This window comes from Pseudomonas sp. PIC25 (assembly GCF_002286785.1).
Lineage (GTDB): Bacteria > Pseudomonadota > Gammaproteobacteria > Pseudomonadales > Pseudomonadaceae > Pseudomonas_M.
Genome location: NZ_MUJY01000187.1, coordinates 41,716 through 63,132, shown reverse-complemented (window position 1 = coordinate 63,132; position 21,417 = coordinate 41,716). Strand labels below are relative to the sequence as shown.

General features: G+C 61.9%; 25 protein-coding genes. 23 read left to right on the top strand and 2 right to left on the bottom strand.

Annotated features, from left to right (window positions below; translation table 11 throughout):
• Positions 1-5 precede the first annotated feature (5 nt).
• From BZL41_RS26300 to BZL41_RS26290, 3 genes are all read left to right on the top strand, one after another.
• Complete coding sequence (locus BZL41_RS26300; protein ID WP_095601988.1) at positions 6-833, top strand: DUF932 domain-containing protein; 828 nt, start codon at positions 6-8, stop codon at positions 831-833.
• A gap of 176 nt (positions 834-1,009) precedes the next feature.
• Entirely contained in the window at positions 1,010-1,612 is a 603-nt protein-coding gene (locus BZL41_RS26295) for a hypothetical protein (protein WP_095601987.1), read from the top strand.
• Positions 1,613-1,680: 68 nt separating this feature from the next.
• Entirely contained in the window at positions 1,681-2,814 is a 1,134-nt protein-coding gene (locus BZL41_RS26290; RefSeq protein ID WP_095601986.1) for a hypothetical protein, read from the top strand.
• An 82-nt stretch (positions 2,815-2,896) separates the two neighbouring features.
• Here BZL41_RS26290 and BZL41_RS26285 read toward each other — a convergent pair whose 3' ends face one another.
• Positions 2,897-3,949: a hypothetical protein gene (locus BZL41_RS26285; RefSeq protein ID WP_218224637.1), complete on the bottom strand. Its 1,053-nt coding sequence runs from the start codon at positions 3,947-3,949 to the stop codon at positions 2,897-2,899.
• 115 nt (positions 3,950-4,064) lie between these two features.
• On the opposite strand from BZL41_RS26285, the gene BZL41_RS26280 reads away from it, so the two are divergent.
• From BZL41_RS26280 to BZL41_RS26190, 19 genes are all read left to right on the top strand, one after another.
• Entirely contained in the window at positions 4,065-4,622 is a 558-nt protein-coding gene (locus tag BZL41_RS26280; RefSeq protein ID WP_095601985.1) for a PilL N-terminal domain-containing protein, read from the top strand.
• Entirely contained in the window at positions 4,619-5,266 is a 648-nt protein-coding gene (locus BZL41_RS26275) for a hypothetical protein (protein WP_095601984.1), read from the top strand. Before BZL41_RS26280 ends, BZL41_RS26275 begins: the two co-directional genes overlap by 4 nt.
• Before the next feature lie 8 nt (positions 5,267-5,274).
• Positions 5,275-6,003, top strand: coding sequence for a TIGR03759 family integrating conjugative element protein (locus BZL41_RS26270; RefSeq protein ID WP_095601983.1), 729 nt, complete (start codon positions 5,275-5,277; stop codon positions 6,001-6,003).
• The gene (locus BZL41_RS26265; protein ID WP_095601982.1) at positions 5,985-6,560 is read left to right on the top strand and encodes a transglycosylase SLT domain-containing protein; all 576 of its coding nucleotides are present in this window, start codon (positions 5,985-5,987) and stop codon (positions 6,558-6,560) included. Before BZL41_RS26270 ends, BZL41_RS26265 begins: the two co-directional genes overlap by 19 nt.
• Positions 6,557-7,090, top strand: coding sequence for an integrating conjugative element protein (locus BZL41_RS26260; RefSeq protein WP_095601981.1), 534 nt, complete (start codon positions 6,557-6,559; stop codon positions 7,088-7,090). Before BZL41_RS26265 ends, BZL41_RS26260 begins: the two co-directional genes overlap by 4 nt.
• Position 7,091: 1 nt before the next feature.
• Complete coding sequence (gene traD, locus BZL41_RS26255) at positions 7,092-9,245, top strand: type IV conjugative transfer system coupling protein TraD (RefSeq protein WP_095601980.1); 2,154 nt, start codon at positions 7,092-7,094, stop codon at positions 9,243-9,245.
• Positions 9,242-9,991 (top strand): TIGR03747 family integrating conjugative element membrane protein, encoded by a 750-nt coding sequence (locus BZL41_RS26250; RefSeq protein ID WP_095601979.1) that lies wholly within the window; start codon positions 9,242-9,244, stop codon positions 9,989-9,991. Before traD ends, BZL41_RS26250 begins: the two co-directional genes overlap by 4 nt.
• Before the next feature lie 684 nt (positions 9,992-10,675).
• Positions 10,676-12,361, top strand: coding sequence for a ScbA/BarX family gamma-butyrolactone biosynthesis protein (locus tag BZL41_RS26245; protein ID WP_095601978.1), 1,686 nt, complete (start codon positions 10,676-10,678; stop codon positions 12,359-12,361).
• 317 nt (positions 12,362-12,678) lie between these two features.
• Entirely contained in the window at positions 12,679-13,035 is a 357-nt protein-coding gene (locus BZL41_RS26240; protein ID WP_095601977.1) for an RAQPRD family integrative conjugative element protein, read from the top strand.
• Positions 13,032-13,271, top strand: a complete 240-nt coding sequence (locus BZL41_RS26235) for a TIGR03758 family integrating conjugative element protein (RefSeq protein ID WP_095601976.1) — start codon at positions 13,032-13,034, stop codon at positions 13,269-13,271. The genes BZL41_RS26240 and BZL41_RS26235 overlap by 4 nt, the downstream gene beginning before the upstream one ends.
• Before the next feature lie 64 nt (positions 13,272-13,335).
• Positions 13,336-13,653 (top strand): TIGR03745 family integrating conjugative element membrane protein, encoded by a 318-nt coding sequence (locus BZL41_RS26230; RefSeq protein WP_256578251.1) that lies wholly within the window; start codon positions 13,336-13,338, stop codon positions 13,651-13,653.
• Positions 13,654-13,665: 12 nt separating this feature from the next.
• The gene (locus BZL41_RS26225) at positions 13,666-14,076 is read left to right on the top strand and encodes a TIGR03750 family conjugal transfer protein (RefSeq protein ID WP_095601974.1); all 411 of its coding nucleotides are present in this window, start codon (positions 13,666-13,668) and stop codon (positions 14,074-14,076) included.
• Positions 14,073-14,756, top strand: a complete 684-nt coding sequence (locus tag BZL41_RS26220; protein WP_095601973.1) for a PFL_4703 family integrating conjugative element protein — start codon at positions 14,073-14,075, stop codon at positions 14,754-14,756. Before BZL41_RS26225 ends, BZL41_RS26220 begins: the two co-directional genes overlap by 4 nt.
• Positions 14,753-15,670 (top strand): TIGR03749 family integrating conjugative element protein, encoded by a 918-nt coding sequence (locus BZL41_RS26215; RefSeq protein WP_095601972.1) that lies wholly within the window; start codon positions 14,753-14,755, stop codon positions 15,668-15,670. Before BZL41_RS26220 ends, BZL41_RS26215 begins: the two co-directional genes overlap by 4 nt.
• On the top strand, positions 15,660-17,093 hold the full coding sequence (locus BZL41_RS26210) for a TIGR03752 family integrating conjugative element protein (protein WP_095601971.1): 1,434 nt from the start codon (positions 15,660-15,662) through the stop codon (positions 17,091-17,093). The genes BZL41_RS26215 and BZL41_RS26210 overlap by 11 nt, the downstream gene beginning before the upstream one ends.
• Positions 17,074-17,520, top strand: a complete 447-nt coding sequence (locus BZL41_RS26205; RefSeq protein ID WP_095601970.1) for a TIGR03751 family conjugal transfer lipoprotein — start codon at positions 17,074-17,076, stop codon at positions 17,518-17,520. Before BZL41_RS26210 ends, BZL41_RS26205 begins: the two co-directional genes overlap by 20 nt.
• Positions 17,521-17,706: 186 nt before the next feature.
• Positions 17,707-17,970 (top strand): hypothetical protein, encoded by a 264-nt coding sequence (locus BZL41_RS26200; protein ID WP_095601969.1) that lies wholly within the window; start codon positions 17,707-17,709, stop codon positions 17,968-17,970.
• Positions 17,971-18,123: 153 nt separating this feature from the next.
• A complete protein-coding gene (locus BZL41_RS26195; RefSeq protein ID WP_218224635.1) occupies positions 18,124-18,744 on the top strand; it encodes a hypothetical protein in 621 nt (206 codons plus the stop codon).
• Between the two features lie 62 nt (positions 18,745-18,806).
• Positions 18,807-19,466 (top strand): SMI1/KNR4 family protein, encoded by a 660-nt coding sequence (locus BZL41_RS26190; RefSeq protein ID WP_218224633.1) that lies wholly within the window; start codon positions 18,807-18,809, stop codon positions 19,464-19,466.
• Positions 19,467-19,505: 39 nt separating this feature from the next.
• On the opposite strand, the gene BZL41_RS26185 is transcribed toward BZL41_RS26190, so the two are convergent.
• On the bottom strand, positions 19,506-20,162 hold the full coding sequence (locus BZL41_RS26185; protein WP_095601968.1) for a hypothetical protein: 657 nt from the start codon (positions 20,160-20,162) through the stop codon (positions 19,506-19,508).
• A 195-nt stretch (positions 20,163-20,357) separates the two neighbouring features.
• On the opposite strand from BZL41_RS26185, the gene BZL41_RS26180 reads away from it, so the two are divergent.
• The gene (locus tag BZL41_RS26180; protein WP_095601967.1) at positions 20,358-21,416 is read left to right on the top strand and encodes a phosphoadenosine phosphosulfate reductase family protein; all 1,059 of its coding nucleotides are present in this window, start codon (positions 20,358-20,360) and stop codon (positions 21,414-21,416) included.
• The last annotated feature ends 1 nt before the right edge of the window (position 21,417 follow it).

Here is a 21,417-nt window from a genome sequence, read left to right as displayed (position 1 = left end):
CAGTCATGAAACTCGCATCCCGCTTCGCCTCGCACTCTCCGATGCTGCGCGCGGACCATCCGCTATCGGACGACCAAATCCGCGCCGTCGCCCCCTCCATCTTCGCAGAGACCCCGCACGAAAGCCGTTCCCAGCGCTACAGTTACATCCCCACTGCAGCCGTACTGGCCGAGCTTCGCAGAGAAGGCTTCCAGCCGTTCATGGTGTGCCAGACACGCGTGCGTCACGAGGAACGCCGCGAGTACACCAAGCACATGTTACGTCTTCGGCACGCGAGCCAGATCAACGGCGCGGAGACGAACGAGATTATCTTGCTCAACTCGCACGATGGCACCAGCAGCTATCAGATGCTGGCAGGCATGTTCCGCTTCGTCTGCCAGAACGGCCTGGTGTGCGGCGAAACTCTCGCCGATATTCGAGTACCTCACAAAGGCAATGTCACGGATGACGTAATCGAAGGCGCCTACACGGTCCTGCGTGGTTTCGAGCAAGTGCAGGACACACGCAACGCCATGCGCGCCATCACTCTCGACGATGGCGAGGCTGAGGTCTTCGCCAGATCGGCCTTGGCCCTCAAATACGACGATCCAGACAAAACCATGCCGATCACGGAGAAGCAGGTTCTGAGCCCCCGTCGTTTCGACGACAATCGGTCGGACCTGTGGTCAACCTTCAACCGAGTGCAGGAAAACCTCGTCAAAGGCGGCTTGGTCGGCCGTACTACGAATGGGCGCCCGCAGCGCACTCGCCCCATTCAGGGCATTGACCAGAACGTCCGCCTCAACCGGGCGCTGTGGTTGCTAGCGGAAGGCCTGTGCCGATTGAAAGCATGACACTTAAGCGGATCATGTCCCCTGATAGGGCATGGTCCGCTTTCTTCGTCCAGCAGTTGTCCGTTCGGATTGCCTTAATTGACGGCACGGTGCACCGCACGTAACGTGCCGCTCCGGCAACTCACCACGCTGGCGCGGCTGTGCGCTAGCGGTTCACTCAGGAAACGGACTCCCGCATGCGCCACTGGAAAACCCTCACCCTACTTCCCCTCCTGGCCGCTCTCACCGCTTGCGACAATGGTCGGCGAGTGACGGAACAGCTTTGCAGAGCCGAGTACCGCTACAACACCGCGGGAGCGGACGCGGCGATCGCCACCATTCGCGAGCTTGGGGACGACCGCGACTACGTTGTGGGCAACAACGTAGCGAGGTTCCTGATCCTGCGAGGCGCCAGCACCCAGAACGTCCAGGATTTCGATGAAGCGAAATCCATATTGGACTCGACGGAGACATTCGACGATCCAGACCACGTTATCGCCTGGTACGTCAGCATCCTCCGGTTTTTGGCGAAGGCCAACGGCAGCGACAGCAGCAGTGCTCGACAAGAGCTGACACAACACTGTCGTGAGTCGGTTGAGCCAGAGTCCGAATGCCTAAAAGCGAGCATGATGGATATCTTCGACAGGATCGGCCGCACCAATGGAACAACGAACAAGTCGTTCCAGGATCTGGCGGACCTGTTCAATCGAGCCTACCGCTCCGAGTTCGATGACCCGACCCTGGACGTGAAACTGGATTATTCCCGCTCGGTGGTCACCGACTGCGGGACCTATGAGTAGAGGGTCTCCACAGACGTTGGCGGACAGAATGGGTATGCTTCTGTCCGTATCCTGGAATCCTACGTGCAATGCCGATCACCGCTTACTCCCAGCACTTCGAGAAGGAACTCGATGCCGAACAACTGCTCGCACTGATGAACGCCAGGAGCACACCGCCCGCGGCGTATTCGTTGGAACAACTGCCCGATCAGTGGCGGGAGTGGATCAAACAGGATGTCCGCTGCCCTTCCTGTGGAGCCCCTGGGGCCCAAATCGTCAACGGCGCAACGGCCAGGGCCAGCAGCACTGTAATGCGCCAGCCCCACTTCCGCTTCGTTGCTCAGGATGGCGGCGATGCCCATCATCGCTTCTGCGATTTTCATCACTGGGATGAGCACGCTCCGCATAGCGATAGCCTGGTGAACTTCGGCTCGGCCCGAAGCAGGGAAACCCGGCTGGTACGAATGCTCGTGTGCAAAGCCATCGAACGCCGACTGTTCTCCCAAGCCGACATTCGTGCGATGCGGCAGTGGTTCTTCGATACCAAGAGCCAGAACCGCTATGTGGTGGCGGCTACCGAACAAGCCCTGGAGTATCGTTGGCGGCTGCGCTGCCACACCCATCATTTCGGGCTCGAGTTTCATCCCAGCCATGCCGCCATGCCAGGCTTCGATTGGGATGAAGCCGCTCTCAGCGAGTTCAGTCGCGTCTATAAGCCAGTGCTGGATCGGTTCAACTATGTGCGGCCACCGACTGCCGCACATACGCGCGCGCGGGCCCTGGCGAAACATTTTGGGGAAGAGGTGTTCGACACGTCGGTATTGGAGCCGTTTTACAAACAGACGTTGAACCTGTGTACTTTCTTCGCCACCCATACGCCTGAGCTGGGCTACTCCCGGCATGCGGCGATGATGTTCCGTTGGGAAGGTGCATCAACCGTTTTGCTCGCCTTCTGCGCGCTGCTGCTACATGTGTCCGCCTGGGATATCCAAGTGGCAATCGCCAAGCTCGGCCAATTGCTGGCGTCACCGCCTCCGGCTGATGACACGCTAGGCAACGTCATCGGCCTCAATCCCTTCCACGACTACCTAGCCTGGCAGTTGGTCAAGGAAGCCAGCCAGTTGGCCGTGGAGCAGCCAGACGATCTCGACTATGAGGCACAGTTGCGCACCCTCAAGGCGGAAATGCAAAGCGACTATGACGCTTGGAAGCAACGTCAGTAGCCCTCTTTCAGGACGGAATACACAAAGGCAATGACCTTCTCAGTCGGTCACGGCCTTTGTGCCTGTCACGTAGGTTTCGGCTTCAAGCCAATATTGGCTTGACGCCGATCCCCGGCTTGCACCACTCCAGCCATGCCTCTTCCAGCGCTTTCTTCTCCTCTGGGCGCTCGCACCATTCCTGGGCCAATCGAAATTGTGTTTCCAGGCGCGGAGCAATCTCCTCCGGACCAGGAGACCGCCGCACCTGAATATCTCGTGCAGCCTTCAAGATTCTTGCTTGCAACTCACGATGCAACTCATCGGACGCAACATAGAAGCCGGCCATACCTGTCTCACTCAAAACGGGCGGAATCAGGCGCAAGATGACGCGGTGCAAGACGTTGTCGGCCGTGACGAGCACGGGCTCGCCAATGAAGTCGTAACCCTGTTGCCGGAGCGTTGGCACCGCATACCAGAGCGAGAGATCACCCGACCGGTTGCGCAGATACGGAATGTTGATGTGATCCTTCTCACCCTTCTTCGCCGGTTGAAAAGCGAGGAATGAATCCAGATACGAATACGCGGGCTTGCTGGCCCCTGGCAGCTTCATGGATTGCTTTGACTTGAGGAGAACAGCCAGCGCCATCAACATGACGCTCCCTGCAAATCGCGGCACATCGGCATGAACGAACGTATCCAGCCGCGCCAGAGCCTCCTCCGGACTGACCTTCTCCCGCATCAGCGATCTCATGATGGCGATGTAGGGGAACAGCAAACTGCACTGATACCGCCAGAGCGTTTCGTTCTTGCTCAGCAAGGTGGTCTGCTCGCGGGCGTAGCTGGGACGAAAGTGAACACCCCGATCCGCCAATGGCGCGACCATATCCTTGATTCGCTGGGTGGAGTCATTGCGGAACTCGGGGTTCGATAGCCATTGCTCCATCAGTGCTGGCCATGGATTGACCACCACCCGCCGGAGGATTTCGGTAGGCAGCTGGTCCACCCATTGGGTTTTGCTCAGCGCGTTGGTGTCGAGAAACAGCTCGTAAGGGCCATCGCCCTTGGCCACGTTGAGGAACGGCCATACAAGGGCTGTTCCGCTGTCCGTGAGCAAGTATCGATCCTGATAGCGAACTTCCCAGTCGTGTTGCTCCATGAGGTTTGTCCTTTCGTTGGTCCCAAATGCGGGGAAAGCCCATGTCCTATTGATTGCTGCCCCTCTCCCCCTTCGATGTAACGGTCTTCCCTCAAGATTCTTGAGGGTCGTCCCCATGCCTCCGACCAGTTCTCTCGCCGCCGCACGGTTCGGGCTCGCGGGTTATCTGACCACGGTGCTGGCCTTGGTCGGCGGTTGCGCCAGTTCCCCGCCGCCTCCGGGCGCTCCCGTTGTCTCCACCGAAGGCTCTGCGACGCATGCCCCTGCCGACTGGATTCGGGTGGTGCGCTACGGCCGCTACACCTTGGTCGAGCTTGTGCCGACCGCGGAACAGCGCAACCTCCTCGAACAAGTGGTCGAGGTTTCGATCCCTTCTTCCGCAGAGGCGGTGACTGTCGGCGAAGGCCTCCGGCATGTGCTCCGCCATACCGGGTACCGCCTCTGTGAGGCGTCCCCCGCGGAGGCGGCGCTGTTCCGGCTTCCTCTGCCGGCCGCGCACCGCCACCTCGGCCCCCTGATCCTGCGGGAGGCGCTGCTCACTCTGGCCGGACCGGCCTGGGAACTCCAGGTCGATGACGTTCGGCGGGTCGTGTGCTTTGTCCAGCGCCCCGCCGAGGTCGCGCCTCCACCGGTTTCCCCTGGTTCCGCCGACGATGCCGAGGCGCAGCCATGATGCCGGCCGCCGAGATGTCCCAGTCGCGCCGCAGCGGGCTGTGGTTGGCCGTCGCCTACCTCTGGCTACTGCTGATCACCGGCGCAGCAATCGTATTCGGTATCGAGCTTCACCGGCTCAGCGAGCGGGCTCAAGGCAGCGCTACCGATCAAGAGGTCCAGGCCCTCACTGCGCGCGCTACCGAGCTGGAACAGCAAGTCGCCGCCCTGACGAGTCGCCCTGCCTCGATCACCCGCTCCGACTTCGACGCCGCTCGCCAGGACATGGATCGGCGGCTGGTTCAACTTGAGCAAGCCCTGGACGCCCGTGCCGAACGCAGTGACGTTGAGGCGCTGAACGCGCAGGTTGAGCAGTTGGCCGGCGCGCTGAAGAAGACGCGCACCGCTCCCACACCGGCCCCTCGGCCACGCGCCATCACCCCGCCCAAACCCACCGTGGTTGCACCGCCATTCAGCCTCCTTGGTATCGAGCTTCGCGGCGGCGAACGGCTGCTGTCCGTGTCTCCGGCCGGTACGCGCAACTTGGCGTTGGTTCGATTGCTGCGGGTCGGCGACGTCATCGGCGACTGGCGTTTGCAGGAGTTCGACGACCGCTCCGCGGTGTTCCGTGTTAATGGCGAAGAGCGGCGGCTGACCGTCCCGTAGGAGGCCTCATGTACCGGTTGGCCGTCGCCTTCGCCGCCATCTTCACTGCCCTCGCCGGTTCTGCGAGCGTTGCGCAGAACCCGCGCACCGACACCCAGCTCGTCCGCAGCCAGACGCGCGCCTCGGCCGAGGCCGATCTGGACACGGGCAAGGCCCGCAACTGGGGACTGGATGCGGAAGAATGGACCCGCTATCGCCAGTTGATGCAGGGGCCGCTGGGTGTCCACTCACCCAATCTCGATCCGCTGACGGCGCTGGGAATCGAGGCCCGCTCGGACGACGAACGCCGCCACTACGCCGAATTGCAGGTGCGCATCGAAGCACGACGGGTCGAGAAGTTGCTGGCCTATCAGCGCGCCTATGACGATGCCTGGCGGCGGTTGTACCCCGGCCAGCCGCGCGTGACCTTGCCGGAGGCGAGCGCCGCCTCCAGCCCTGCGCTCACCGGCTCCGGTCGTTTGGCCGTCTTCGTCAAAGAGGACTGCGCCGCTTGCACGGAACGGGTGAAGGCCCTGCAGCAGGCTGGCGCCACGTTCGATCTTTACATGGTGGGCAGCCGCCAGGACGATGCGCGGATTCGGCGCTGGGCGACCCAGGCCGGCATCGATCCCAGCAAGGTGCAAAGGCGCACCATCACGCTCAACCACGACGGCGGACGCTGGCTGTCCCTGGGACTGGCCGGCGAGTTGCCGGCCGTGGTGCGCGAGGTCAACGGCCAATGGCAGCGCCTGCCGTAGCGCGGCTTCGCCTGGGGCTGGCTACGCTGCTCACCCTGAGCGGCGCCGTCCTTGCCCAGGAGGTGCCGCCACCGGCCTACCAACTGGCGGCGCGGCAGGCCGAGGTGCCCGCCGCCGTGCTCTACGCGGTGGCGCTGCAGGAAAGCGGCATGACCCGACGCGGCCGCGTGGTGCCCTGGCCGTGGTCGCTCAATGTCGCCGGCTCACCCAAGCGCTACGCCACCCAGGCCGAAGCCTGCGCCGGCTTGCAGCGCGCCCTTCGACAGGTACCGCCCACCCGCATCGATGCGGGGCTCGGCCAGATCAATCTCGGCTACCAAGCCCAGCGTTTCGAGCATCCCTGCGAGCTGCTGGACCCGTACCGCAATCTCGCCATTGCGGCCGAGATCCTGCGTGAGCAGCACAGGCCCGGTGAGGACTGGTTGATCGCCATCGGCCGCTACCACCGGCCAGCCGGTGGGGAACCCGCCGCGCGTTACCGGCGCAGCGTGCACCGGCATCTGGTACGTGTCTCCGGTCCGCAGTCATCAGCCGCTGCCCGGGTGGCGTCGCCATGAACGCGCGCCTGATCGCGACCTGCGTGCTGGCGCTCAGTGCTTCGGGACCGCTTCTGGCCCATCCGCCGCTGATCGTCGTGGAGGATCGCGGGGGCACCACGTCGGCCCTGCCCTACTACCGCGCCCTGAACTTGCAGCCTTCGTCCGGTCCAGCCGCAGCGCCAACGATTCAGGTCCCGCAGCCACCAGCGCGTAGCTTCACTGAAGCGGACATGCTGCCCGTGCGCTCAGCGCTGTTGACCCCAGGCGACGTGGCATCGCGGGTCATTCAGGCGCCGGGGCTCGCTCCGCTGTTTCTGGTTGGCGACGACGACCGCTCGCATGCCTGGCTTCGACAACACCATGCCGCCTTGCAGGCGCTCGGCGCTGTCGGTCTGGTCGTCAACGTGGCCTCTCCAACCGGCCTCGAAGCGCTCCGCCGCCAGGCACCGGGTCTGATGCTGTCGCCGGTATCGGGGGACGATCTGGCTCAGCGGCTGGGCCTTCGGCATTACCCCGTGCTGATTACCGCTACCGGCATCGAGCAGTGAGATGGCTCAGGCGCATGCCATCGAAGTTCTGCTGCGCCCGGCGGTGGAGCTGTACACGGTCGCAGTCTGTGCCGGGGCGGCACTGCTCTGCGTAGCCGCCCCCTGGACGCTGGCGTTGAATCCTTCGTTGGGCTGGGGCGGCGCTCTGTGCTTTCTCGCCTTCGGCGCCATCCGCTGGCGCGAAGCGCGGGTGATCCTGCGCTACCGCCGCAACATTCGTCGCCTGCCGCGCTATGTGATGACCAGCCGCGAGGTACCGGTGAGCCAGCAACGCTTGTTTCTCGGGCGCGGCTTTCGCTGGGATCAGCGCCACACCCACCGACTGATGCAGACCTATCGGCCGGAATTCCGTCGCTACGTGGAACCGACACCGTTTTACCGCTTCGCCCGCCGTCTGGAGGAGCGGCTGGAGTTCGCGCCATTTCCCCTGTCGAGGCTGGCGCGCCTGTCGGCCTGGGACAGCGCGATCAATCCCGTGCGCCCCCTGCCCCCGGTGGGCGGTCTTCCCCGCCTGCACGGCATCGAACCGGAGGAAGTCGACGTCACGCTCCCGCTCAGCGAGCGCGTGGGCCATACGCTGGTCACCGGCACCACCCGCGTCGGCAAGACGCGACTCGCCGAACTGTTCATCACCCAGGATATCCGCCGTCAGGTCAACGGCGAGCACGAGGTGGTGATCGTCATCGATCCCAAGGGCGATGCGGACCTGCTCAAGCGCATGTACGTGGAGGCCAAGCGCGCCGGCCGCGAGGGCGAGTTCTACGTCTTTCATCTGGGTTGGCCGGACATCTCCGCCCGTTACAACGCCGTGGGCCGGTTCGGGCGAATCTCCGAAGTGGCCACGCGCATCGCCGGCCAGCTCTCCGGCGAAGGGAATTCGGCGGCCTTCCGCGAATTCGCTTGGCGCTTCGTCAACATCATCGCCCGCGCCCTGGTCGAGCTGGGCCAGCGACCGGACTACCTGCTGATCCAACGCCACGTCATCAACATCGATGCGTTGTTCATCGAGTACGCCGCGCAGTTTTTCGCCAGGACCGAGCCCAAGGCCTGGGACGTGATCGTCCAGTTGGAGGCCCGCCTCAACGACAAGAACATCCCCCGCCACATGATCGGCCGCGAGAAGCGTGTGGTGGCGATCGAGCAATACCTCTCCCAGGTACGCGTCTACGACCCGGTACTGGATGGCTTGCGGTCAGCCGTGCGCTACGACCGCACCTATTTCGACAAGATCGTTGCCAGCCTCCTGCCGCTGCTGGAGAAGCTCACTACCGGCAAGATCGCCCAGTTGCTGGCGCCCAGCTACTCCGATCTGAACGACCCGCGACCGATCTTCGATTGGATGCAGGTGATCCGCAAACGGGCCATCGTTTACGTGGGCCTGGACGCGCTGTCGGACACCGAGGTGGCGGCCGCCGTGGGCAACTCCATGTTCGCCGACCTGGTGTCGGTCGCCGGCCACATCTACAAGTTCGGTGTGGACGACGGGCTGCCGGGTGCGGCCGCCGGCGCCAAGATTCCCATCAATGTCCACGCCGATGAATTCGCCGAACTCATGGGCGAGGAATTCATTCCCATGGTCAACAAGGGCGGCGGCGCCGGCGTCCAGGTCACCGCCTACACGCAGACGCTCAGCGACATCGAGGCACGCATCGGCAGCCGCGCCAAGGCCGGCCAGGTGGTAGGCAACTTCAACAACCTGATCATGCTGCGGGTGCGCGAAACCGCCACGGCGGAATTGCTGACGCGCCAGTTGCCCAAGGTCGAGGTCTATGCCACCTCGCTGGTGAGCGGCGCCACGGACAGCTCCGACCCGCAAGGCAATACGGCCTTCACCTCCAATACCCAGGATCGCATCAGCGCTACCAGTGTGCCGCTGATCGAGCCGGCGCATGTGGTGGCGTTGCCCAAGGGGCAGGCCTTCGCGCTGATCGAGGGTGGCCACCTGTGGAAGATCCGCATGCCTCTGCCGGCACCCGATCCGGACGAGGCCATGCCTCATGACCTGCAGGAGCTGGCCCGCTACATGCGGCAGCACTATGTCGATGCGGGCGACTGGTGGAATAGCCCATCCCCGGCCGGACTCCAGGACAGCGCCCTGCCCGATGACCTCCTGGAAGGCTTGGAGCCTCAGTCCATGGATGAGCAGCGGCCATGAGCGATCCGGTTGCTACCGCACAACGTCAGCAGGTTCGGCAGCAGGGATTCATCGCGAGCCTCGTGACGCTGCCGTTTCGCTTCGTCGGCGTGCTCTGCGGCTCGTTGATGCTGTGCATTCTGATCGAGTGCGTCGGCATGCATGCCTTCTGGCCCGACCAGGGCTGGCGCCACGCCCAGGGCATGCTGGGCTACGAGTTGAATCAACTCTCCAGCCAGTTCACCCGCAGCGTCGTCGTGCAGGAGCCAGGGCGCACGGCCCACCGCCTGGTCGAAGGCGGCTACGAGTGGATATTCGTCAAGAGTGGACTACTGGAATGGATGCAGGACGCCTCGGCGCAAGCCCGTGCCGACAGCCACAGCCAGGCGAAGAACTTCCGCTACTACCTCGGCCGACTGAGTAGCTTCCTGGAGGGCTACTTGATCGCGGCGGCCTATACGGTGCTGGTCTTCCTGGTGCGGCTATTGGTGCTGTGCCTGACGCTGCCCCTGTTCGTGATGGCGGCATTCGTGGGGCTCGTCGATGGCCTGGTGCGGCGGGATATCCGGCGATTCGGCGCGGGCCGGGAATCAGGATTTGTCTATCACCGCGCCAAGGCCGCGCTGATGCCGCTGGCAGTATTGCCTTGGGTGATCTATCTGGCACTGCCGGTCAGCGTCAGTCCGTTGCTGATCCTGGTGCCCAGTGCGGTGTTGCTGGGCATTGCCGTGAATATCGCGGCGGGAAGCTTTAAGAAATATATCTAGGTGCAATATGTATTCGTCCTGGCATTCAATCGCAGCCTTACATTGCAACCTGGGGAAAAGCCGTCGCGCTCTTTGGTCTTACTATTTTCTGAGACGCCCAATCTAGAAAAGAAACCAAATGCCAACCATTTCAGTATTAGGGAGTGAACCACCCAGGAGTCTTCTCGAACTGGGATTGGTAGGCTTTGGTCATCAAATGCCTAGAGGGACGATTATGGCTTTTGTCATCAGGGAAAGCGGCTTCGCCACCAGGAATGCAATCGGGGTAGCCGGCTCCTCCTTCAGCGTCATCATGTTCTACAAGGCCACGCAAACCGGTGAACCAGCACTCTACTCGGCTCACAAGAAAACAAGGGCACATAACCGAAAGCCTCTTCATCGTCATCGGCTAATAGTGCGGTGCACTGGTATCCGAAGATCACCTCGTGAGGCTTAGTTCTCTGCCAAGCAGTATCAACACCGCCGCCGATAGATCGACCGGTCCTTAGCGAACGAGCCGTTGATTTCCCAGTGCCCACCGGGCCGGAAAAGCGCTGCCTATCTATCCGATTCCAGAGCGGTACGACAGTGAATCGAGGAATTCCCGCGGTCAATCGCGTCTCCACCCCGACGAAATCACGTTGTCGCCAATCCATAACCGTTTTGAATCAAGCCCCTGCAATTGTCTATCAAGGAGAACCAGACATGTCCCGTGTTCTAAACGACACCACCATTCACTACGAGAACACAGTTCCCCGTAGCATGGTCCATCGCGCCGCTGTCAGTGAAGTGTTCCTGACAGGTGCCCATCGTCTCGGTGACGATCATTTCCAGTGCGCTGCGCAGCTTCCGCGCACGCACAGTTATTTCAGCGAGCACGCCCATGGTGGAAAGCACTACGACATGCTTCTGTTGATGGAGGTGCTTCGCCAAGCATTCATCTATGTTTCCCATGCGTTCCTGGGAGTCGACCCTAAAGACAAGTTTCTTTACAGCGGCAGCGAAACCCGCTTGATAAATCGCAGCTTATTGCGTGTCGGCAACCGACCTGCCTCAGCAAGGATCGATATCCGAGTCGTGGACCATCACTGGCGCGGTAGTGTCTTGGCGGGGGTGACGATGGAGCTGCAATTGCTGATCGACGGAGAGGTTGCGGCCCGGCAAGAGGGTGCAAGTGCCCGATGGATGCCAAGTGCTACATGGAACAAGCTCAGGGCTCGTGGTCTGACGACCGTACCGAGGGATGCCGATCCACGGGTACAACGCCCAGAGCCCCTGGCTCCGACTCAGGTAGGCCGGCATTGGCTGAGCAATGTTGTCTTGGGACGCAATCTGAATGATCGAGGCGACGGTTTTTCCGCGAGCCTGATCGTCGACCAAGATAACCCAGCTATTTTCGATCATCCGCTGGACCATATCCCTGGCATGTTGCTACTCGAAGGTTTTCGTCAGGTTGCTCTGGTCGCCGCCAAGCGTTATCACGCCACCGAGCCCAATATGCTGTTGCTGTCACGGTGCAAGGTAACCTTTACCCGCTTCGCAGAATTCGGTCTGGAGACTCGCTATCACGTGAAAGAGAAAGAGCTACATTTTCTCGAAGATGGTCAGACTATTGGGATAAAGGTAGAGGTAGAGCAAGACGGTGCGAGCGTCGCCCATGCTGAACTGGAGTTGGCCCCAATGGCCTCGGACCGCCTCTTGCAAAGCGAGACAGCAGCATTGAAGATGATTTGGTTCGATTTCGGAGGCGTTTTGTCCCCACCGATTGCAGAGCTGTTCGAGCAATACCGTTGCAAGACCGGCCTGACACGAGCGGCGCTGGAGCGAGCGGTTCTCGATGTAGCCTCGGAGCTCGGTGTACCAGCGCTGGCCCCCATTGAGAACGCATTGCTCAGTGAAGCGGAGTGGGGAAGACGGTTGGCCGAGGCTCTACGGCGTAACGACCCAACGGTGGATCTATCGCGTGCGCAACTGAGCCGGTTCGGCCAGCAGTGGTTCACTGACGTGCAGGCCAATTCAGCCATGATTGCTGCGGTGCATACACTCAAGGCAGCCGGCTACAAGGTAGGCATTCTCACTAACAACGTGGTCGAGTGGGAGCCCTACTGGCGCAAGTTGATTGACCTCGATCATGTAATCGATCTGATAGTCGATTCTTCCAAGGAGGGCTGCCGGAAGCCTGACCGGCGCTTCTTCGAAATTGCCTGTGAACGCTCCGGCTATAAACCTGAACAAAGTCTTCTGATCGATGATGCTGCCGAGAACATCACTTCAGCCGCCGAACTGGGCTGGAAAACATTGCACTTTATCGACAACTCCAGCGCTCTCGACGCCCTCCAATCATTGACCGGCATTGGCATGCATTCGGCTGAGGAATTACTCGCATCATGACATTACCTATCAAGTATCAGTGCTGCTTCTCTTACATAGATTCCTGCTCTCGATTCGTATTGGTCGAACAGTTGAAATGACTCGAAGATCGGCTTTGCTATCAATTCCGTGGTACCTGTCAGTGTCGTTTGTGAGTAACCCACGGTTACCCATGTGACTACCTCGCCGAATTGAGCGCCAAGGGCGACGATCATAGTCGCCCATTGGCATATCCGTGCCACACCAAAAACCGGTATGTCTCTCAATCCTATTGTTTGAGGCATCTCTAGGAATCCCATTGCAGCATGACGCCGTCCACATGAATCTGGATTGGCGTGATGACCTCACCTGTCTACCCATCAATTCCTGTGCTGAGCCTGGTAGCCGTCGGGCTGCTGACCTCACTGTCGCCCGCCCATGCCGGCGACCCGGCACTGGAACGTGCGCACCTGGTCGCTGCCGTCCGCCAGCTCGATATGCTCGACCGCCTGGCCGAGCACGCGGCCAGTGCCAGCCCTTCTGAACATTCCCGCTCCCGCTATCACTTCGACTACGCCCGTCTGCGTGAAGACCTCGAACGTGTTCGCGCCGGCATCCACGACTACCTGACGCCCCAGCGGGCTCAGCCGCGCGATCCCGAGGACCTCGCTGGCAACTACGTGGCCGAGCGCCCTGAGCCGGAGGACGCGCCATGAGTCTCTCCGCTGCGCAGGCCTCCGCTTTTCAAGCCAACGGCGGATTCACGCCAAGCGCCGCCTCGACCCTCCTGCTCAGTGCTCTGTTCGCCGTCCTGCTGCTGTGGGGCGTGTGGGCGCTACGCACCGCCTACGTGGGCTGGGCCGAGCAGCGCATCAACCAACGCCAGCTCCTGGCCGTCGCGGCGCGCTTTGTCGCGATGTACCTGGTGCTGGCGTTTTTCCTGCTCTCCTGACCGCACGACCTTCGCCATGAATATCTCCCCCTCCCCACGCTTCATCCGCCGCCCCTTCACCGCAATGCTGTCGTTGTTCGTTGCGGGCCTGCCGTTATCCACCTGGGCGCAAGGCCTGCCGACCATGGAAGACCCCTCGCGCGGCGCAGGCAACGGCATCCTTCAAACCCTGCAGAACTACGGCTACGACATCGTGCTACTGATTGCCCTGATCGTCGTGGCCTCGATGTTCGTCGGCGTGTGCTACCACGCCTACACGCGCTACTCGGAGATTCACACCGGACGCGCGACCTGGGGCCAGTTCGGCCTGACCGTGGCGGTCGGCGCGATGCTGCTGGTGATCGGCATCTGGCTGCTCACCACCGCCACCGGCGTCCTGTAAGGGGGCTGGGTCGTGTCCACCAGCCTGGAGACCGCACGCGACGGCACGGTGGCGTTCCTGCCACACCGCCTGAATCGCCAGCCGGTGGTGGTGCGGGGAATGACGGCCGACGAGCTGTGGATGTGCGCCGGCCTGTCGGCCGCGGCCGGGTTGGTCATGGGGCTTCCGCTGGCATGGCTGTCACACAACATCGCGGTGCTCCCCACCGTCATCGTGGCCGCCGTCGCCGCGGGCATTTTCATCGGTGGCGGATTCCTGCGGCGGCAAAAGCGAGGAAGGCCCGACACCTGGCTGTACCGGCACCTGCAATGGCGGCTCGCCCTGCGGCATCCTGCGCTGGGTGATTACCTCGGCGGCCAGGCGTTGGTGACACGCTCCGGCTATTGGACCACACGCCGCAGCACGCACCGGGGTGGCGTGTGAGCCGCTTCAAGAACGAGGTCCTGCACCTCCAGTCGCATGTGAGAACACTGCGCCTGGGCCTCGTCGCGCTGCTGGTGGTGGTCCTGATGCTCGGGTTCGGCTGGTGGAGCGCGCCGCGCAACCTGACCATCCACGTCCCGCCCGACCTGCGCTCGGGAAGCACGCGCCCTTGGTGGGACGTGCCGCCCGAGAGCGTGTACGCCTTCGCCTTCTACGTCTTTCAGCAACTCAACCGCTGGCCCAGCAATGGCGAGGAAGATTATCCGCGCAACCTGCGCGCCCTCTCCGCCTATCTGACGCCGGAGTGCCGCGCCATCCTGCAGCAGGATTACGAATTCCGCCGCACCAACAGCGAGCTTCGCCAGCGCGTGCGCGGGCTCTATGAAATTCCCGGGCGCGGCTATGGCGACGATCCAACGGCGCGCGTGAAGGTGGTATCCGATCGCGAGTGGGTCGTGACCCTGGACGTCTCCGCCGATGAGTATTACGGCGCCGAGCAGGTGAAGCGCGCCCTGGTTCGCTACCCGCTGCGCGTCGTGCGGATGGATGTCGACCCCGAACGCAACCCCTTCGGGCTGGCGCTCGATTGCTACAGCCGCGCGCCAGAACGCATCACCCTTCCCACCGCGCCCTCGTCGGCCGAAGGCAACCCGTCCGCACCGCAAGGAGAGACGCCATGAAGCGCCCTGTCGTTTCCTCATTGGCCGTTGTGCTTCTGATGATGGCCATCGCACCGATCATCCAGGCCGTGGAGGTGCTTCGTTGGGAGCGCCTGCCGCTGGCGGTGCCCTTGGTCGTCGGCCAGGAGCGCGTGATCTTCCTCGACCGCAACGTGCGGGTCGGGGTGCCGTCTGTGGTGAGCACCCAACTGCGCGTACAAATTGCAGGAGGTGCGGTCTACCTGCTGGCCCGCGAACCCATCGCGCCGACACGATTGCAGTTGCAGGACACCGATTCGGGCGCGCTGATCCTGCTGGACATTGCCGCGCAGGCGGCGAAGGATGGCCAGCCACCAATGGAGCCCGTGCGCATCGTCGAAGGGGACGTTCCCGCCAAGCGCTACGGTGGCACCAACGCTGACGACCAGCCCGGCAGCACGCTACCGGCCAACGACGACACCTCACGCCCGATACGCGAAACGCCGGTTCCGGTGATACTGACCCGCTATGCGGCGCAGAACCTCTACGCGCCTCTGCGCACGGTCGAGCCCGTGGCCGGCATTCAACGCGCCCGACTGGACCGCAACCTGGCGCTGGAGACGCTGCTCCCCACCCTGCCCGTTCGCGCGCAGGCATTGGCTGCCTGGCGCCTCGAAGACCTGTGGGTGACCGCCGTCCGCCTGACCAATACCTCGGCCCATTGGCTCGACCTGGACCCGCGCACTTTGCAAGGCGATTTCGTCGCCGCGACCTTTCAGCATCCCTCGGTGGGGCCGGCAGGTGCTTCGACGGACACGACCGTGGTGTACCTGGTGACCCGCGGCCATGGGCTGGCCGAATCGCTGTTGCCGACCATCAGCCCCATCGACGCGGCGCTCAATCTGCCGTCGCCACCGAGTCGCGATGGGGCCGAAGGAGCGGACCATGAAGAGTAACAAGCTGCTCCGCTGGTTGATGCTCCCCATGCTGATCATCGTGGTGATCGTCGTCTTCAGATGGTTCAGGGACAGTGGTGACAACGCCCCCGCGCAGCAGACCAACCAGCTCACGCCCGAGGAAATGAAAGCGCTGGGCATCGAAGGCGACACGCCGCGCGATACCGTCGCCACCCTGGTCGCCCAGGTGAAACAACTCCGCAATGAGTTGCAGACGGCGCTGGCCGACAACAAGCACCAGAAGGAAGAGAACGCCCGCCTGCGCCAACGCGAACACAGCATCGACCGGCGCATCGAGAGTGCCTTGGGCGAAGAGCGCAACCGGCTGCAGCAAGAGCGTGCCGAAATGGCCAACGACAAGGAGCACACCCAGGGCCTGTTGCAGGAACTGCAGCGCCGCCTGGATGGCTTGGGCAACAAGCCCGAGCAAGCCGACCTACCGGTAGGCTTGGGGCTGGAAGACGGTGACGGCCCGACGCCGGCCGACGTGCATTGGATCGAGCCCGAGGATGCCCCGACCGAAGACGACAAGCAGCGCGGCGCCCTACCTGGCAATTTCAATTTGCCAACCCAAATCGGGCCGGCGCAAAAGGCCTTGGAGAATGCAGTAGGTACGGCGGCCGATGCCGGCACCCAGGCCATGGGCGCCTCGACCCATGCCGTCTATACCGTCCCGGCCAACGCCACGCTGATGGGGTCGATCGTCATGACGGCGCTGATCGGTCGGGTGCCGGTCGACGGGACGGTGAATGATCCGTACCCCTTCAAGGTCCTGATCGGCCCGGACAACCTCACCGCCAACGGGATCGACATCCCCGATGTGGCTGGCGCGGTGGTCAGCGGCACCGCCTCCGGCGATTGGACGCTTTCCTGTGTGCGGGGGCAGATCCGCTCCGTTACCTTCGTGTTCCAGGACGGCACCATCCGCACGGTTCCGGAAGAGGACAAGCGAGACAACAACACCCGCCGCAGCGATGCCCAGAACCCGAACGATAAGTCCATCGACAGCGGCCTGGGCTGGATCAGCGATCCGCACGGTATTCCCTGCGTCACCGGCGAGAAGCGCAGCAACGCTCAGCAGTATCTCGGCTCGCAAGCCCTGATCACCGCGGCCGGCGCCGGCGCGGCGTCGCTGATCAAGTCCGACACCGGCAACGTCGCAGTCGTCAGCAACGGCAACAGCTCACTGGGGACGGTGGGCATCTCCGGCAACGAGGCCGTGGGGCGCATGCTGGCCAGCGGCGTCCAGGACATGTCGCAGTGGGTGAACAAGCTCTACGGACAGGCCTTCGCCGCCGTCTACGTGCCGCCCGGCGCGCAGGTGGCCGTGCACATCGAGCAACCCTTGAACATCGACTACGACGCCAAGGGACGCCGTGTCGATCACCGCCTCGGAGAAAGCCATGACTCGGACCTGGACTGACCGCAAAGCCCTGTTTCTCTTCGCTGCCCTGGCCTCGATGGGGCTCGCGGGCTGCGCGACCAACAAGGAGAAGCTGCTGACGCATGGTGACGCCACCATGCTCGATATCTGGGAGCGGGAAACCGGCGGCAGCCGCAATGGCGGCCAGGCGGCCCGGCAGTTGCTCGACGCCCGCCAGACGTTACGACGTCCGCTGACGAACGCCGACGTACAGGCAGCTCCCACCGAGAACGCGGCCTACACGCGCACCGCGCAGAACGAAATCTACCGCCAGTTCCATCGGCTGCCCAATCCCGATCTGGTGATGTATGTCTTTCCGCATCTGGCGGGCACCGATCCGGTGCCTGTACCGGGCTACAGCACAGTGTTTCCGCTGTATCAGCGCGTGCAGTACGCCATGCCGGGAGAACGGGTGGAAGGCTATTGAGCGCACCCACAAATACGCCTCGCCCGGCACAGTACATCGAGCCTTTGGCCTGGGCTGGTCGCTGGTACAAATGCCTGTGAAGTCTCTGTGCCTTCGGCCCGCTCCCGTGAAGACGGCGTGATCAATTGCCTCAGCCCCTTCGAGTTGCCTACCATGTGCGTTCCTCTTCCTACAAGGATGCTCCTCATGAAGAAGATCCATGCCCTCGCCCTGTCGATGTTCGCGCTTGGAACCTGTGAGCTTGCCCTGGCGGCCGTCTCAAACCTCACCGGGAACGGCGAAGGCGCTACGCTCGAAGCCGCAACCGCCAAGGCAAAGGAGAATCTGGAGGAGAGCTGTAAGTCCTTCAAAGGCAGCCCGGTTGCGGACTCCTTCAAGGTGACGTTCGACAAGCCGCTGTCCAACGGCAAGCACTATGTCGATGCCACACTGCAGTGCGACATACCGTAGGAAAGCCGGAAGTCGAAAACTGCCCAGCCTCAGGGCGCATTGGGTTTAATGTGGCTCCGTGATGCCATCGCATCACGAACAAGATTGTGAGCCCGAAGAAATCTCCTCGGTTGTGGCCTTCTGAAGAAGGCCTCCAGCTCAGCCCTGGATCGCTTGTCTACCCATTCTTACCTGCATAGTATCGAGTTCGAACTGAAAGAAGGATCGATAACCGGCCCGAAGGGCAAGGAAGATGCTATGCGATGCTCAATGACAGGAAAGAAGCTGAGCAACTCATCCGATGGCATTTGGGATGATGGCGAGTGGATTAGCTGGGACTACATCAATGAGCAACTAGAGGAACAAGACCTCCTTGCGGAATATCCTGGCGGCAGTATTGAGCTGATCCGGACCTTCGAAGACCTTATCGCTGTTGCCACAGCATACAAGGACCTCACTGGACGCTACCTGCAAATTTGGGGCGAGCTTGGCGAGTTCTATGCCGAGGTCAAGTACGGTATCAAGCGTCATAGAGCCCATGCACCAGGATCTGATGGACGGCTCGGTAATGACTTTATCGAGGTCAAAACGATCTCCCCCGAGAAGGGCAGCAGCCCAGTCCTGGTCAAGCGCGCCGGGAACTTCAGCAAGCTCATCGTAGTGAAAATATCCAAGGACTGGCAGTTCGAGTCCCGCATCATCGATAGAAAGCGAATCAGCAAGGGTTCCGGCAAACATGCCAAAGTCAGGTGGAATTCTTACGATGAGCCGGCTGAGCCTCACCCCCCCAGTTGAAGCCATGCAACGCTGTATGGCTCCACTACATACCGACCTCAGCCAGTAAGGAAGGCACCCGAATGGGCACCCTGGAACAGCAGATTTGCCGCACGCTACTCCCTGGCATGCACTTGCCCCAGCCGCTACGAACCCTCTTCAGTTGGATCGAGGAAAACCATCTGTATATCGATCGTCCTTCGGGCGAGCGCATTGGCTTCCTGTTTCCCGAGGACGAGCTTCGTGCTAGTTGGACGGACACTGAGCGTCAGGGCGGGACCAACATTTCGTTCTTTGCTGAAGGCAACGTCAACCTCAAATACTGGTTCGGCCATGAACGACCCGAAGTCCTGAACCGACTGTGCGTCTTCGCCAAAACCGGCGACGAAGGCTCCATGGCCGCATTCTGGCTCGCCCCGAACGGCGAACAAAAGATTGTCCACCTGGGCTCGGGATCGGGCTCAGTAATGGTTTGCACGCTTGCCGACGATCCGGTTGACTTCCTTCGGCTGCTCGCGATTGGCTATGACGAAATCTGCTGGGGAAGCGAATTCAGCGCTCCTCCGCGCTCGGATGGAGAATTCACGGTTCATCCGAACGCCCACTACCAACAGTGGGTTCAGGCAACCTTCCCAGGTGAGATTCCTCGCACCGGACTTGAGATCGTCAAACACCCTGACGACATGCACGACGCCAATTCGCAGGATGCATTCAACCAATGGGTCGCCCAGAACGCTGGATAGTGCGCCAATTTAGACTGCGGTCGGACGTCAGCACTGACGCTATTGGGCCGACCGCATCTGGACTGAGGTAGTTGCCATTTCAACAGCCTGCTCCAACGCATTGAATAACTCGCTCATGGTTTCAAATGCCTTCATCAGGAAACCGCTTCGCGGTTGCCTGTCCGCCACGTCCCAGTTGCCATGAGCGAAGTCGTTCCTCAGCCTCCGTTCGTGCTCCAGCATCTCCTCCAACCTGGGCGGGACGCCGAACTGTAATGCCACTTCGTGCTGCAGAAACGCGAGATATCCCCTGATCTTGCCCGCGCGCCCATTCTTACGGAGGAACCTTTCAACGGACGAGGAATCGTGCGCAACATCCCTGGCCACCACACGCAACGCCCTTTCCAAGAAGGCGAAGATCAGCAACGACGAAGCAATGTTGGATAAGGGGCCTTGCACGTAACGCGCGTGCGGCAGCAACACCTCTTCGAGGCCAAACAAAACATCTTCCGAGACGTCACCCCACTCGTCATGTGTGATGACTTCACCCTCCAGCAGGCCGCGCCGTTGTTCGCAGACATGCTCAACCTCAGAGTTCGTTGACTCTGCCATACCGGCGAGAAGATCAAATACCGCCCTCATCTCTTCTTCAACAATCACAAAGCAGATTCGCCCATGCTGGGTTTCAAAGAGCTGCTCATCCCCATCCAGGCTCATCAAAACGTCCTTAGTGTTTCCCAGCGACCAACCGCAAGCATAACTTGGGGACATAACTCACTGCCCGTCCGTCATCCGAGCAACCACGGAAGCCTGTGCACGCCGACGCCTCATCACGAACCAGCAGAAATGCGGGATGCAGTCAGAACGGTTTCCCAATGGTGTCGCCAGGTCTGACGGCCCGACACTCGCGGCATGAACAGCCGCCAGCCCGTACGTCGCTCCACTGACCACCTCCATCCCAGGCGCATTGGGCTTTCGCCGCAAACCACCGCGCCCGCCCCCATTCGTCGCACTCGCACGAACCACCAGAAGGCGCTGCGTGTTCAACACCTCGTCAGCGTTTCCGGGGGAAAGGATTCCACAGCGGTCTATCTGCTCGCCATGGAATCTGGCCGCCCCTTCCGGGCCGTCTTTGCCGATACCGGCAATGAGCATGAGCTGACCTACGAGTATGTCGGCCGATTGCATGAACGCACCGGTGGTCCGAAAGTCGAGGTTGTTCGAGCCGACTTCACCGAAGCGTTGCGGCGTCACCGCGACTATGTGCTGCGGGAGTGGCCCAAGCAAGGCATCCCCCACGCCATCGTGGCCGAAGCAGCGGCGTTGCATGAGCCGACGGGCATTCCCTTCCTGGATCTCTGCATCAGCAAAGGGCGGTTTCCCGCGCGGATGTCGCAGTTCTGTACCGGGGAACTCAAGGAAATTCCCATCACCACGCAAATCGTTGGCCCGATGCTGCGGCGCGGTCCCGTGTTGCAATGGCTGGGTATCCGCGCTGAGGAGAGCCGGAACCGTGCCAGACAACGCCGATACAACCACCACGAATCCGGGGCGGTGATCTGGCGCCCCATCCGTCACTGGAGCGTCGACGACGTTTGGGCTCAACACCGGAGGCACGGACTGAGGCCCAACCCGCTCTATGCCATGGGAATGCAGCGGGTGGGTTGCCTGCCGTGCGTCAACTGCCGCAAATCGGAACTGCGCGCAATCGCCGACCGTTTTCCCGAGCACATCGACCGTATTGAACGGTGGGAAGCCATCGTTTCCGCAGCCAACAAACGTCGGGCCGCCACGTTCTTTCCCGCCGTAACAGACCCGATGGATACGGAACACCCAGGCGAATACGCCCGCATTCGCACCTTGGTCGAATGGAGCCGCACCACCCACGGCGGTCGCCAGTACGGCATGTTCTTCGAACACCAGACGGGCGGCGGCTGCAGTTCCGATCTGGGTCTCTGCGAGCGCGCCTGAC

What these genes read in the sequence shown, in the direction of transcription:
- BZL41_RS26300 (WP_095601988.1), top strand. Translation starts at nt 6, where the DNA reads ATGAAACTCGCATCCCGCTTCGCCTCGCACTCTCCGATGCTGCGCGCG.
- BZL41_RS26295 (WP_095601987.1), top strand. Translation starts at nt 1,010, where the DNA reads ATGCGCCACTGGAAAACCCTCACCCTACTTCCCCTCCTGGCCGCTCTC.
- BZL41_RS26290 (WP_095601986.1), top strand. Translation starts at nt 1,681, where the DNA reads ATGCCGATCACCGCTTACTCCCAGCACTTCGAGAAGGAACTCGATGCC.
- BZL41_RS26285 (WP_218224637.1), bottom strand. Translation starts at nt 3,949, where the DNA reads ATGGAGCAACACGACTGGGAAGTTCGCTATCAGGATCGATACTTGCTC.
- BZL41_RS26280 (WP_095601985.1), top strand. Translation starts at nt 4,065, where the DNA reads ATGCCTCCGACCAGTTCTCTCGCCGCCGCACGGTTCGGGCTCGCGGGT.
- BZL41_RS26275 (WP_095601984.1), top strand. Translation starts at nt 4,619, where the DNA reads ATGATGCCGGCCGCCGAGATGTCCCAGTCGCGCCGCAGCGGGCTGTGG.
- BZL41_RS26270 (WP_095601983.1), top strand. Translation starts at nt 5,275, where the DNA reads ATGTACCGGTTGGCCGTCGCCTTCGCCGCCATCTTCACTGCCCTCGCC.
- BZL41_RS26265 (WP_095601982.1), top strand. Translation starts at nt 5,985, where the DNA reads ATGGCAGCGCCTGCCGTAGCGCGGCTTCGCCTGGGGCTGGCTACGCTG.
- BZL41_RS26260 (WP_095601981.1), top strand. Translation starts at nt 6,557, where the DNA reads ATGAACGCGCGCCTGATCGCGACCTGCGTGCTGGCGCTCAGTGCTTCG.
- traD (WP_095601980.1), top strand. Translation starts at nt 7,092, where the DNA reads ATGGCTCAGGCGCATGCCATCGAAGTTCTGCTGCGCCCGGCGGTGGAG.
- BZL41_RS26250 (WP_095601979.1), top strand. Translation starts at nt 9,242, where the DNA reads ATGAGCGATCCGGTTGCTACCGCACAACGTCAGCAGGTTCGGCAGCAG.
- BZL41_RS26245 (WP_095601978.1), top strand. Translation starts at nt 10,676, where the DNA reads ATGTCCCGTGTTCTAAACGACACCACCATTCACTACGAGAACACAGTT.
- BZL41_RS26240 (WP_095601977.1), top strand. Translation starts at nt 12,679, where the DNA reads ATGACCTCACCTGTCTACCCATCAATTCCTGTGCTGAGCCTGGTAGCC.
- BZL41_RS26235 (WP_095601976.1), top strand. Translation starts at nt 13,032, where the DNA reads ATGAGTCTCTCCGCTGCGCAGGCCTCCGCTTTTCAAGCCAACGGCGGA.
- BZL41_RS26230 (WP_256578251.1), top strand. Translation starts at nt 13,336, where the DNA reads ATGCTGTCGTTGTTCGTTGCGGGCCTGCCGTTATCCACCTGGGCGCAA.
- BZL41_RS26215 (WP_095601972.1), top strand. Translation starts at nt 14,753, where the DNA reads ATGAAGCGCCCTGTCGTTTCCTCATTGGCCGTTGTGCTTCTGATGATG.
- BZL41_RS26210 (WP_095601971.1), top strand. Translation starts at nt 15,660, where the DNA reads ATGAAGAGTAACAAGCTGCTCCGCTGGTTGATGCTCCCCATGCTGATC.
- BZL41_RS26205 (WP_095601970.1), top strand. Translation starts at nt 17,074, where the DNA reads ATGACTCGGACCTGGACTGACCGCAAAGCCCTGTTTCTCTTCGCTGCC.
- BZL41_RS26200 (WP_095601969.1), top strand. Translation starts at nt 17,707, where the DNA reads ATGAAGAAGATCCATGCCCTCGCCCTGTCGATGTTCGCGCTTGGAACC.
- BZL41_RS26190 (WP_218224633.1), top strand. Translation starts at nt 18,807, where the DNA reads ATGGGCACCCTGGAACAGCAGATTTGCCGCACGCTACTCCCTGGCATG.
- BZL41_RS26185 (WP_095601968.1), bottom strand. Translation starts at nt 20,162, where the DNA reads ATGAGCCTGGATGGGGATGAGCAGCTCTTTGAAACCCAGCATGGGCGA.
- BZL41_RS26180 (WP_095601967.1), top strand. Translation starts at nt 20,358, where the DNA reads ATGAACAGCCGCCAGCCCGTACGTCGCTCCACTGACCACCTCCATCCC.